Annotated in this window: 11 protein-coding genes, 1 pseudogene and 1 other annotated feature; of the genes and pseudogenes, 6 read left to right on the top strand and 6 right to left on the bottom strand. The window is 47.3% G+C overall.

Features of this window, described 5'->3' with window-relative positions; genetic code table 11:
- Positions 1-140: 140 nt before the first annotated feature.
- Both AC2TDN_RS17280 and AC2TDN_RS17275 read right to left on the bottom strand, forming a co-directional pair.
- Positions 141-809: a bifunctional 2-keto-4-hydroxyglutarate aldolase/2-keto-3-deoxy-6-phosphogluconate aldolase gene (locus AC2TDN_RS17280; protein WP_484689274.1), complete on the bottom strand. Its 669-nt coding sequence runs from the start codon at positions 807-809 to the stop codon at positions 141-143.
- Positions 810-907: 98 nt separating this feature from the next.
- A complete protein-coding gene (locus AC2TDN_RS17275; RefSeq protein ID WP_484689272.1) occupies positions 908-1,219 on the bottom strand; it encodes a Dabb family protein in 312 nt (103 codons plus the stop codon).
- 225 nt (positions 1,220-1,444) lie between these two features.
- On the opposite strand from AC2TDN_RS17275, the pseudogene AC2TDN_RS17270 reads away from it, so the two are divergent.
- The 3 genes and pseudogenes from AC2TDN_RS17270 (at position 1,445) to AC2TDN_RS17260 (ending at position 4,870) form a co-directional block, all read left to right on the top strand.
- Positions 1,445-2,348 (top strand): annotated as a pseudogene (locus tag AC2TDN_RS17270) (manganese catalase family protein).
- A 283-nt stretch (positions 2,349-2,631) separates the two neighbouring features.
- Positions 2,632-3,300 carry a hypothetical protein gene (locus AC2TDN_RS17265; RefSeq protein WP_484689270.1) on the top strand — a complete coding sequence of 223 codons (669 nt, stop codon included), beginning with the start codon at positions 2,632-2,634 and terminating at the stop codon, positions 3,298-3,300.
- Between the two features lie 352 nt (positions 3,301-3,652).
- Positions 3,653-4,870, top strand: a complete 1,218-nt coding sequence (locus tag AC2TDN_RS17260; RefSeq protein ID WP_484689267.1) for a winged helix DNA-binding domain-containing protein — start codon at positions 3,653-3,655, stop codon at positions 4,868-4,870.
- A gap of 143 nt (positions 4,871-5,013) precedes the next feature.
- Here the strand turns inward: AC2TDN_RS17260 and AC2TDN_RS17255 are convergent, their stop codons facing one another.
- Positions 5,014-6,228, bottom strand: a complete 1,215-nt coding sequence (locus AC2TDN_RS17255) for a DUF418 domain-containing protein (protein ID WP_484689265.1) — start codon at positions 6,226-6,228, stop codon at positions 5,014-5,016.
- A 131-nt stretch (positions 6,229-6,359) separates the two neighbouring features.
- On the opposite strand from AC2TDN_RS17255, the gene AC2TDN_RS17250 reads away from it, so the two are divergent.
- Positions 6,360-7,100: a response regulator transcription factor gene (locus AC2TDN_RS17250; protein WP_482068499.1), complete on the top strand. Its 741-nt coding sequence runs from the start codon at positions 6,360-6,362 to the stop codon at positions 7,098-7,100.
- Positions 7,097-8,836 carry a sensor histidine kinase gene (locus AC2TDN_RS17245; RefSeq protein WP_482068498.1) on the top strand — a complete coding sequence of 580 codons (1,740 nt, stop codon included), beginning with the start codon at positions 7,097-7,099 and terminating at the stop codon, positions 8,834-8,836. The genes AC2TDN_RS17250 and AC2TDN_RS17245 overlap by 4 nt, the downstream gene beginning before the upstream one ends.
- A 63-nt stretch (positions 8,837-8,899) precedes the next feature.
- Here the strand turns inward: AC2TDN_RS17245 and AC2TDN_RS17240 are convergent, their stop codons facing one another.
- Entirely contained in the window at positions 8,900-10,087 is a 1,188-nt protein-coding gene (locus AC2TDN_RS17240) for an aminotransferase class I/II-fold pyridoxal phosphate-dependent enzyme (RefSeq protein WP_484689262.1), read from the bottom strand.
- A gap of 54 nt (positions 10,088-10,141) precedes the next feature.
- Positions 10,142-10,378, bottom strand: a binding site (T-box leader).
- 475 nt (positions 10,379-10,853) lie between these two features.
- Between AC2TDN_RS17240 and AC2TDN_RS17235 the strand changes: the two genes are divergently transcribed.
- A complete protein-coding gene (locus AC2TDN_RS17235; protein ID WP_482068496.1) occupies positions 10,854-11,195 on the top strand; it encodes a hypothetical protein in 342 nt (113 codons plus the stop codon).
- A gap of 177 nt (positions 11,196-11,372) precedes the next feature.
- Here the strand turns inward: AC2TDN_RS17235 and AC2TDN_RS17230 are convergent, their stop codons facing one another.
- Together AC2TDN_RS17230 and AC2TDN_RS17225 are read right to left on the bottom strand one after the other, a co-directional pair.
- Positions 11,373-11,588, bottom strand: coding sequence for a hypothetical protein (locus AC2TDN_RS17230; RefSeq protein WP_482068495.1), 216 nt, complete (start codon positions 11,586-11,588; stop codon positions 11,373-11,375).
- Between the two features lie 276 nt (positions 11,589-11,864).
- Positions 11,865-12,527 (bottom strand): S-layer homology domain-containing protein, encoded by a 663-nt coding sequence (locus AC2TDN_RS17225; RefSeq protein ID WP_484689259.1) that lies wholly within the window; start codon positions 12,525-12,527, stop codon positions 11,865-11,867.
- Between the last annotated feature and the right edge of the window lie 4 nt (positions 12,528-12,531).

The raw sequence follows: 12,531 nt of genomic DNA, 5'->3' as shown, positions 1-12,531 counted from the left end.
AGATCGCAAACAATTGACAGGAATTCGAACATTATTCAATTTGGAAAATAACACCTGCGTACGTTTTCCCGAAAATACATGTAGTATGATGATGAAAAACCCCGGACAGAGACGTTGCATCTCCATCAGGGGTTTTAAGGTTACAGCCCTTTCGCTTCGCGGTACGCTGCGATGTAGGCGGCTGCTTTTTTCTCAATGAGTGAGAAGTCTCCGGTTTTTACTGCATCCTTTGTCAGATCCGAGCCAATGCCGACTGCAACAGCGCCTGCTTTGATCCAATCCTTCAAGTTGTCGAGCGATACGCCGCCAGTCGGCATCACATTAGCCTGCGGCAGCGGGCCTTTTATAGAAGGAATTACGCTTGGAGAGTACAAATTGCCCGGGAATAGCTTAACGATATCAACGCCGAGCTCAAGCGCGGTTTGAATTTCGTGTATGGTCATCGTGCCTGGCAAAATCGGAATCGAATATCTGTTGCACAGCTTGATGGTATCCGGGTTAAGCGCAGGCGAAACGACGTATTCCGCCCCTGCTAGTATAGCAGCGCGCGCTGTCTCAGGGTCAAGCACGGTGCCAACGCCGATAATCGCGAAGTTGTCCGCTTCAGGAGCTGCGTCGATTGAATATTCTTTCGATAATTGCTCGATTGCACGAAGCGCGAATGGTACAGTCATCGTAATTTCAATCGCTTTAATTCCGCCCTTGATCGCACGGCGCGACATTTCCACTACTTCTTCTGGCGAGTCTGCGCGCAATACCGCTACAACGCCCGCTTCCGTTAGCTGCTGCAGCACTTTAAGCTTTTTCATCTGTTAGTCCCTCTTCCCATTTCGTTCATAATTGTTCGAAAATGTGCACTCTATTACGCTCATTATATGTCGTTTCTACCAAATCATCAATCGTCATTCTATTTCTGATAGTCGATTTCTAGAAACTTTTCGACTTCCGTCACCCAGCGCTCGTTAACAAATTGCACATGAAGCGGATGCTCGTTATATGCTTCGTAATCCGCTCGATTCGGAAACTCCATCGCAAAGCCGTGGCGATATTCATTTTTTCCGCTTACCTGCTTATAGACTTGAAAGTTCGATACGGTTGGAATGGATGTAAGAATACGCTGCCCATCCTCCAAAAACTGACGCTCAGCTTCTGAACCCTGCTCATGCTTCAAGCTGAAAATAACCGAATGCAAGATCCACTCTTTCGATTGCGTCGTCATATGAATCACTTCCTCTTCTATATGAATGGGTATCATTCCTATAAAAATAACATAAACAAGCAGCTGAATGGAACGGCTACGGCGTTTTTGGTTGCAACTTTTTACATCTCCCTCCAGATTCCATGTGCAGCACGCTGCTTTTTATCGAATAATGTTTAACCGTCTCTAGTTAAGTTTAAATCTACTAAGGTAAGGCTAGTTCATACTTAGGAGGTTGAGACATTAATGTTTAATCGCATGGATGAAATCATGATCGAAATCCCGGATGTCGAGAAGCCGGACGCATACGCTGCCGCTGCCGTACAGGAGCTGCTGGGCGGAAAGTTCGGAGAAATGTCAACGTTAAACAATTACTTGTATCAATCTTTTAATTTCCGTTCAAAGGAAAAAGCTTAAGCCTTTCTACGATTTGGTGATGAGCATAACGGTGGAGGAGCTAGGACACGTCGAGCTCGTTTCGCATGCGATCAACAAATGCTTGAGAGGTTCAACAGACTATAAAGAGCCCGATGACACTCCGCTCGGTTCTGCTAAAGACGCGCGTTTGTCTTATCACTATCTTGCCGGAGCTCAAGGCGCCATGCCGTTCGACTCCATGGGCAATCCATGGACAGGTGCCAATGTGTTTAACAGCGGCAACTTGGTGGAGGACTTGCTTCATAATTTTTTCCTCGAATGCGGAGCAAGGACACATAAGATGAAAGTATACGAAATGACGGACCATCCGGCAGCGCGTGCAGTCGTTGGGTTCCTGCTCGTGCGGGGCGGCGTTCACGTCGTTGCTTATGCCAAAGCTTTGGAAATTGCAACAGGCGTAAATGTCACCAAGCTAGTGCCGATTCCATCCCTTAGCAACAAATCGTTTAACGAGGCAAGAAAATACGAAGAAAAAGGCGTGCATACGAAGCTATACACGTGGAGTGACAGCGACTTTACTGCGATTGATCAGATTTGGAAAGGGACGCATCCTGAGGACGGCCTTCCCCTCGAAGTGATCCAAGGCTCGCCAAAAGGCTTTCCGATTCCGGAGGCGCCTGCTGTCGAAGAGGAATTTGCACCCGGTATTTCTCCCGAGGAGTTCAAAGCAATCGCAAAGCGGCTGAAGCAGGCTGGTAACATTAAGGAATAGTGATCGTTTTCGCACGGTACATGCTCTTTCGCTGTGAGAGACGCGGCAAGGGTGTCGCGCTAGCTTTAGTGCGGGGCTTTGTGCGGGGATATATGGTTATACTTTATTGCATAGCTTTATTGCATCATTCTATTGTTTAGCTAGCAGGATAGTTGCAGCTTCTCAACATTCGACTTGGTCCCACCAAGGTTGAGTGTTATACTTTAAGCAGACGAAGAACGTCCTAATGCCACCCATGTGGCTTTAGGGCGTTTTTTTTATTTTCTGAAGGAGGATGGTTAGGGTGAATGAATTTGAACATTGCTATCGCGAGTTTCTCGAATATCATGAGCAGCACCGCTCTGGGGAGCGCAAAGGAAGGTTAGCAAGAGGGCATGGGTTCGCTGAGAAGCTGCTGCTGCAAAACGTATGGTGGCCGCTTTTTGGCACATTCCACAATCTGCATCCTGAATATGAAATTTATGATTGGAATCGCAAATCTCAATTTCTCGACTTCGCCTTCCTTCCGGAATTTGGCCGCTTCGGGCTGGAATGCGACGGTTTTCAGAGCCATATTAAAGATATGGATAGAGAGAAACATAGCTACGCTGTTAATCGTGATAACTTTTTAACCGGCATGGGCTGGCGGATGCTCCACTTCACGTTCGATGACGTACAGCGGCGTCCAGAAATATGTCGCATGCTGCTTCAAATGGCACTGGCTCCCCACCTCATCCGCAGTGACATTGATCATCAACTGAGCCATAAAGACCGAGAAGTACTCCAACTAGCTTGGTCACTAGGTCGCAAAATACGCCCAAAAGATGTCCAAAACCATCTGCAAATGAATTTCCGAACCTCTCGAATCAGACTTCACTCGCTTGTAACTAAAAAACTGCTTAGACCAATTATCAACGGTAGAGACATTCGCTTCTATGAGCTGGTTGAAGGTTCATTGGAAAAGCTGCTGTAGGCACTCGTTCGCTACGTTGCAGTTAATGAAACAGAATCACATCTCAACCAGCAACTCGCTCGCTACGTTGCAGTTTTTACAACAGAATCACCCCATTCAGCCATAGTAGCCACTATTGCTAGGGTTTCTGTTGCATTTCTGCAACGTAGCTCCTCTTTCCGAGCCTCATGTAAGGTTTCTGTTGCATAAAGTGCAGCGTACGGAGTATCTTCCCTCCTTAGGCAGACAGATGGAGAAATTCATTTATATATTTTTCCTCTCGCCAATCAACTCTGACATAATGCTGTCAGGGTTGATCCATTATAATTAAGTTAATAATGATGAAAATGGATGAAAAAGGGGAGATTGCAGCATGACTACCGCTAAATCTCAGCATGCACAGTCTGCTTCAAATATTTCAAATACTGTTTCAGATACTGTTTCGAATACTGTTCCGTATACTGCTCCGAGCACTGATTCACATACTGCTTCCGCACCCATATTAAGTACGCGACAGCTTAATCGTGCTCTGCTGGAGAGGCAGATGCTGCTGCGTCGCTCAAGCCTTTCCGTGCTGGAAGCAATCGAAAAATTAGTTGCAATTCAAGCGCAAGCGCCTAATCCGCCCTATTTTGCGCTATGGACGCGGCTTGAGAGCTTCCAGCAGGAGCAGCTTTCTGCGCTAATAAAGGACCGGCAAGTGGTTCGTATTGCCCTTATGCGCTCAACGATCCATTTGGTCAGCGCAAGCGATTGTCTGGCGCTGCGTCCCTTGATTCAGCCGGCAATAGAGAAAGGTCTGCTGGGTACTTACAGCAAAGAGCTGCTCGGCTTAGACATGCAAGCGGTTAGTGCAGCTGGACGTGCACTTGTGGAGGAACATCCGCGCACCGCAAACGAGCTCAGCAAGCTTCTTGGAGAGACATGGCCGAACCACGATCCAGCGAACATCGGCAGGGTAATTCGGACATTTGTCCCGCTTATTCAAGTGCCGCCCCGCGGAATATGGGGGTCTAGCGGTCAGGCTGCGCATACCTCTGCGGAAGCTTGGCTTGGCCAGCCTATGGCTGCCTCGCCTTCATTGGAACATATGCTGCTGCGCTACTTAGCCGCATTTGGTCCCGCTTCCATTAAAGATATGCAAGTATGGTCAGGTCTGAGCAAGCTGCGAGAGACAATCGAAAATATGCGTCCGCGTCTCCATACCTTCACAGATGAGCAAGGCAATGAGCTCTTCGACTTGCCAGGCGCTCCCTTGCCTCCCGCTGATACGATTGCTCCGCCGCGATTCCTATCTGAATTCGACAACATGCTGCTCTCTTACTTCGACCGCAGCCGAATCATTAGCGAGAAATACAAACCGCTTGTGTTTACGATAAACGGCATCATCAAATCTACCTTTCTCATTGACGGATTCGTTAGCGGCATTTGGAAAATAGAACAAAACCGTCAATCGGCCACTTTGATCATCCAGCCATTTGAGCCGCTGAATGATGAGGATCGTGAAGCGCTAGAAGCGGAAGGCGCTAAGCTGCTTGCTTTCGCGGCAGCCTCCACCAAGACGCACGATATCCAATTTGTTGGCTCTTAGTACATCCAATTTATCAGCCAGCTTATCAACAAAAAAAAGGAGTCGACTGCAATAGTCGCTCCTTCCTCGCGTTTTAAACCTTCCCATGCTGGATCCTTTGCCACACCATTACACCATTAACTGTTCACTCTATTAATAACGCTCTACAGAACAGCACTCACATCCTGCGCATCTATTATTTTGCGCGAAACCTTCGACTTGCCGTTAAACGACCAATACGTCCACATCCGCAGCAGCCGCTCTAACGGGCCATTTTTAAACACTTTCAATAAATAGCTGGACGCAACCGCTTGAATGGCATAGATGAGAATCGCAAGCAGCAAGCCATTTAACACCCCGATTTTTCCGAACCAGCCGAGGCCATAGCCGTAAAATAATGTGGTACAAATAACCGATTGCATCAAATAGTTCGTCATAGACATCCGCCCCACCGCTTCGAAAGCCGATATGATAATCGAACGCTTCGCTAAGAAGGACAACACGAGCGCCAATCCAAAAATATACCCAAGCGCCAGCAACTCCGCCCCGGCTGTTGTCAACAGATCGCTCCATGCACCTTTTGGCTGCAGCACAGCCAGGCATTTAAGCACAATGCCAAGCGGCAGCGTGAGGACGGTTGCCCATATATATCGGCTCCTCTCCCGCTTCGGATTATGAAACCACTGCTTATTGGCAGCCGCTATCCCGAACAAAAACATCGGAAGCAATACCAATGGCATCAGAAAAACGAGCAAAACGATAACCGCATCTGGCAAATCCAGCGGGTCTTCATTCATACGAAAATCCATAACTTCCAAATAGGTTCCCTCGCTATATACCGCAATCGATTGCTCGACGTACTGCTTCACTTTTTCCTTCTCTTTAGGAGTGTCATCATGTCCCCCGTAGCTGATGCCAGCGATGAGCACGCTTAGGATGATGCCCCAAATCATAAGCGTCTTTGGCTTCCTATTTACAAATAACAACAAGCAAAAGCCCGTTATCCCGTAAGTTAGCAAAATATCTCCCTCCCACAGCAATAAGATGTGCAATAAGCCAAGTGCCATCAGCATAAGAAAGCGGCGCACCAACGGTTTTCCCGGTTTAATACCCCTTGATACCAAGCTTTCCCTCAGCTTAAACAAGCTGTAACCGAACAAGAACATAAAGATAGGCATAAAGCTGCCTTCCACTAAAATAAGCAGCCATTGATGCGTCACAATATCCAGCTTGGAAGGATTGAAAAACGGCATGACTTCTCTTCCGTAAATGCCGTATTGAAAAATATTCATATTGGCAATCAATATGCCGAGCAAGCAAAAGCCTCTAATCGCATCAATAATGCGAATTCGGCTTCCTGTTTCTATTTGGTTAACCATCTCCATCACCTCTTACACAATCATAATGACTCTTCTTGAACAGATGGCAAACAGAACTATAACATCCGCTTAATTTTTTACCATTCCGTTCAACTTCTGTTAAGCTTTGTATGCTAGCATATAAGCGGGTGATGAATATGAATAAAATTGTAATCGTTGATGATGAGCCGTCTATTGTCAAAATGCTGCAGCTTGTCCTTCAGAAGGAAGGCTTCCAGCATATTAATACAGCAGGAACTTGCCAAGAGGCACTCGATACGATCGCTCGAAATGGCGCTGATATTGTACTGCTGGACGTCATGCTGCCAGACGGCAGCGGATTTGAGCTGTGCTCCAAAATCAGGCAGCTCGGCAATCCGCATATTATATTTTTGACCGCCAAAGCATCGGACCTGGATATTCTAACCGGATTTGCTCTGGGCGGCGATGATTATGTCACGAAGCCGTTTAATCCTTTGGAAATTGCGGCCCGTATCAAAGCGCGACTGCGCCGAAGCAGTGAAATAGACATTGCAGCAAGCCTTGTCCTTCCAACAATAACAACTATAACCGCACAGCAAATATATAGCTTTGGCCGCTTTCAGCTGAATGAAGCAGCCGGCGAGCTGTTGGTCGATCATAAGTCTGTCCCCTGCCCTGCTCAGGTTTTTCAACTGTTGCTCTATTTTTGCAAAAATCCCGGCATCGTCTTCTCCAAGGGGCAGCTCTATGAAGCCGTATGGGGCATTGACGGGCTGGGCGATGACAATACGGTCATGGTCCATATCCGAAGAATAAGGGAGAGGATCGAGTACGATCCCAGCATGCCGACGCATCTGCTTACCGTTCGCGGGCTAGGCTATAAATTAGCCAAGGAGCCAGCAAGCCTATGAAGGTTCAGCGCCGAATGGCTTTTCATTTTACCTACCAGCTCATTATCTATTCCATCTTTATCTTCGCGGCGATGATGGTGCTGTTCCTTATCCTAATCAGCAAATTAATGAATGACGATCTCAAACGCAACTTCCCTACTGGTGCGCTCAGTTCAATTGTAGCGGGCAGCTACTTTGAAAATGACGAAATTAAAATACCTGCGCATTGGAAGAAGCTCATTAAGGAGCGCGGGATTTGGCTGCAGATTATCGACTCTAAAGGCGATGTGAAGTATACCATTAATACACCAGTCGATCAGCCTACAACTTATTCAGTTACGCAGCTGCTGTCGATTCATCAATCCGGCAAATTCGGTTCTTATCTTGTAGACAGCGAGCTCGATCAAACCTATGACTCTCCGCTGTTCTTTCTGCTCGGCTACAAGAACCCGCAGCAAGAGAAGCTGGCAGTCTGGTATACGGCTTACCAGCAAAATGGTCTCGTAAATGAGCACTTTCGAGCTCACCTGCAAGCTAAGTTGCTTGAAACAGACAGCTATTTGCTTATCGTCGATCAAGCCGGCAACAGCGTCCAGACGATTGGCGATAAATCCTCGGCCTTCAATATTTATGAGCCGTTGGAAGTGCTGTCCATGCAGCAAAACCCCGGTTATTACGATACCAATATTTCCGTATATCAGCCGACTGCTAGCGGGATGACTTGGATCATGCATACGCCAAACGAGCCGGGAACGTTCATCAAGCAGCCCGTCTTTAAAGAGGTTATACGCGTCTTCATTTGGGTGGGTGGCTCGATTCTTCTGCTGTCGCTTGCGATCTCCATTTGGCATGGACACCGTTATGGTCAACCGCTCATCCTGTTCTCTGGCTGGTTCGAGCGCATGGGCAGCGGACTTTATGAAGAGGTGCTTACGCCTAAGGACCGCCGAAAGGTATTCCGCCGCAACGGCAAGCTGCGCATCCGCTACCGCCTCTATCGGGAGGTTATCGAGGCCTTCTACCTAATGGCTGAACGGCTGGCGCACACAGAGAAGGACCGGCTGCAGCTGGAGAAGACTAGAGAGGAATGGATGGCCGGCATCTCCCATGATCTGCGTACGCCTCTCTCTACCATTCAAGGCTACGGCTATATTTTGGAGAGCGCGCCAGCGAGCTGGAGCCCTGAAGAGCTTCAGGATATGGGTAAAATGATCCGCGAAAAAAGCGACTATATGCTGGAGCTGATAACCGACTTCTCGCATATTTATCAGCTAAAGCACGGCGGAGCAATGCTCATGGATAAGAACGAAATCGAGCTCGGCGAGCTCGCTAGACGATCCGTCTTAAAATATGTGAACGACGCCACGCTCACAGATGTCATTTTCCACTACGAGGGAGATGAACTACCTATTGTCATATACGGTAATGAAAAATGGCTGCAGCGGCTCATGGATAATCTGTTGTCCAACGCGGTGAAGCACAATGAGCCCGGGATCACAGTGACGGTTTCAAGCGGCATGCTGAATGATGAGGCATTCATCCGCGTCTGCGACGACGGAAGAGGCATGGATGAGGAGACCATCCGCAACCTGTTCGAGAGGTATTGCCGCGGCACCAATACCGAAGAATCAAGCGATGGCTCCGGCCTCGGCATGAGCATCGCCAAAATGATCGTAGAAGCGCATAAGGGCCGAATTGAGGTGCGCTCAGCTAGGGGTGAGGGCACCTCCATCCACATTTATTTTCCAAGCGACTGATAATTTTCCAAGCGACTGATAGCATTACCTTAAGCACTAGGGAGCCTGCACAGGCTCCCTTCTTCATTTCCGCGGCAGGCCGGAAGCCTTCAGGCACCGATCGATTCGGTCGATTGCTTCCGTAAGCCTGGATACGGAGGATGCGTAGGAGCAACGAATGAACCCTTCGCCGCCGAGACCAAACACATGCCCAGGAACAGTAGCCACTCCAGCATCGAACAACAGCTTTTGCGCAAAATCATCGGAACTAAGTCCCGTATGCGCTATCGACGGAAACGCATAAAACGCACCTCGCGGCTCATGGCAGGGAAGGCCGATTTCCCTAAGGCCCTTCACGAACATCCGTCTACGCTGTGCATATGACTCCATCATCATGTCCTTCGCCTCTAAACCGTATCGCAATGATTCAATCGCCGCGATCTGGCCAATGATAGGCGCGCACATGACGGTGTATTGGTGAATTTTCAGCATGGCAGCGATCAAATCCTGATGGCCGCAGGCATAGCCGATTCTCCAGCCCGTCATCGCAAAAGCTTTGGAGAAGCCGCTTATCAGCAGCGTTCTATCCCTCATCCCCGGCAGCGCTGCAAAGCTTACATGCTTCTCATCGTAGGTGAGCTCAGCATAGATCTCATCCGAAATGACGATAAGGTTATTATCCTCCACAAGCTTGATGATCGGCAGCCAGTCTTGAAGGGTCATAATCCCGCCTGTCGGATTGTTAGGGTAGTTAATGATAAGCACCTTCGAGCGCGGCGTAAGCACTGCCTGCAGTGCTTCTGCCTTCAGTTTAAAATCATCCTTCGCGAACGTCTCAACCTCGATGGTTTTCCCTCCATTCAGCTGCGCAATCGGCGAGTAGGCAATATAGCTCGGAACGGGTACAATGACTTCATCGCCAGGCCCAATTAAAGCCCGCAGTGCTAGATCGATCGCCTCACTGCCACCGACCGTAACGATTACTTCATTTGATGGCTCGTATTTCACTTGGAAGCTATTGTGCAAATAGCTTGCGATCTCTTCTCTAAGCTCAAGAAGACCTGCGTTCGGCGTATAGGAGGTTTTGCCGAGCTCAAGCGCACGGACGCAAGCCGCCCTAACATTTTCCGGCGTTACGAAGTCAGGCTCCCCGACGCCAAGCGAGATAATGTCTTTATTTCCTTCTGCCAAACTAAAAAACTTGCGTATGCCCGAGGGCGGAATTTGCTGCACCACCGGTGAAATCATCTCGTTCATCGACCATGTTTTCATACCTAAATTCCTCCCAAAGGTTATTAAGAAAACAAAAAAAGAGACCCATCCCTGTAAAGGGACGAGTCTCCACCCGTGTTACCACCCTAGTTTCACGCCGAAGCGCGACACTCTGCTCATGCATCAATCAATACATGTTCCCGTTAACGCTGGAAATGCGGCAGAGCTTACTCTCGTTCAGCCTGCTTCTCGGAGATGGCTTTCCGTTAGCGCCCGAACGTTGGTTTTCAGCTGCCCCAACTCTCTGTTCGATCAGGCCCGTAACGTACTCTTTCTCGTCATTGAATGTAAAAGCTATTTAGCTTGTTGTATGAAATCATCGATAATCGTAAATTTTTTACCAATAATAACACCAAAGAACAGGAAGCGCAATACCCAGTTTTTGGTTGCCACTTCTCTTCGGAAAGTCGATATCAACGCTACCGTTCAGGATCAGCTTGAATGGCTTCGCGAGGCTGGATTTGCCCACTCCGATTGTATTTACAAATATCATGGCTTTGCTGTTTTTGCCGCGATTAAGAGCCAAGGCTCGCACTGAATTCCATACCCGACTCTCATTAGCGGAATTAACTCTAATTATTTAAGTCGGAATTAATTCCGCCCTCCTTTTAATATCCGCTGCCACAGCCATAAACCTGACTACATCTAGATTTTCACCGAATACACAATCTTTTTTAATAATATTTTCAACAAACCCCTTGCATTCCCTTTAATTCCGAGTATAATACTAGGTATATGAACGTTGCGGAGATTGGAGCTGACCAGCATGACGTATTCCGAGAAACTAATAGCAGCAAAATGGGTTGACGATTATTTAGATCTATATAACTTTGCAGTGAAAATCGGAGATGCCGAATGGCAGCAGCAAATCCTCCAAAATCTTCAAAACAAAGATAACCATATTCGTCTCGAAATTGAGCATGGCATTCGCGTCGATCTATGGCTTCGGTTTGATAACATTAATCGTAAAATGCTTGAAATATATGAACAGCTTCGCAGCCCACAGCATTCGGAGCAGCAGCAACAACAGCTAAGAGAAAAGGTTTGGGAGTTTAAGCAGCAACGCGTGATGATCGCAAGCAAGCTGAAAGCCCACTACGCTCTTTAGAGTAAGAGATCGAGGTTGAATAACGGAAGGTGTACAAATAAAAAAAAAGCCTGCATGCAGGTATCTGCTCTGCTTAGCTATGTAGGGTAAAGCTATAAACAATGGCATGCAGCGAACTGCTCTGCCTATGATGCATTAACTTCAAGATCTATGAATGGCCAGATTCATAGATGAGGATTACATCGATACTTGCTCCATATCGCGCATCATTTTCATCATCATTGTAGACATTTCATCGCACTCTTGCATTTTCATCATCATCATGTTCATATCCATGTTGTCCATCATGTTCATTTCCATCATCATGTCCATCATCATCTTCATGGATTTCATCTTACACATCATTTCATCCATGCACATGTTCATCATCATTTGCATTGCCATCTTTTCCATTCCCGTTCACCTCCCTTAATTATTTGCTAAACTGAGAATACTACAACCTGGAATAAAATTCAAGGTTTTTTTGCGTTTTTTATTGATTTATTTATTACAACTATGATATAAATAAAGATTGCACATTTAATTCTTATTACTCCGCTTGGAATTATCGCGATGCTCGGACAATAATTGGATATAAAAAATATTTAAAAAGCAGCTAATTAGGCGCTCTAGCAACGCCAAATCAGCTGCTTTCATTTTGCCAACCATCCATTAACCGTTTGCTTCCGGCTACTGAGCAGCATCATCCTTATGCGCTTCAATAAAGCTCACCGAATCATACAAGACAGCAGCTGCTTCAGCACGCGTCAGCGTATGCGATGGATCAAAGTTTCCTTCTTCATCCAAAGAAACAATCTTGTACAAAAGTGCTCGCTGGATCGTACCTTGGTAAGCAACCGTGATCTCCTGCTCGTCTTGAATCGGAATGAACATTTTGACCGTCGGATATTGGCCAGTCAGCTCAATGGCTTGCACGAGATAATGAGTGAACTGCTCCTTATTAAGCGGTGCTTGCGGATCAATATCAGCCGGGATGTCCAAGCCATTATAATGAGCAATGACAAAATCCTCGGCATGCCAAGCGTCATTCTTTATGTTTGTATAGTAACCGTCAGCAGTTGGCGCGCTTGGAAAGCTAATGGCCGCGAGGCTGATTTGGGTCGCTCTCACAATTAAGGAAATACCTTGCGCAGCAGTCAGATTGTCCTCTGGATGAAATGCCGTATCGCTCACCCCTTTTACGATGCCTTGCTGCTGCAGTGCTTCAATCTTCGCTTTGCTGCCTACATTCGCAATATCTCTAAAAGGACCAGCCGCGAAAACCTGTGTTGAAATAGATGCAGAAAGCAAGACTGCGGCCGCTGCAACGGCAGTGCTCCAACGTTTTTTCATGGTC

This window comes from Paenibacillus sp. Y660, assembly GCF_057221575.1.
The sequence above is the reverse complement of the archived record's forward strand: the minus strand, read 5'-3'. Positions and strand labels throughout refer to the sequence as shown.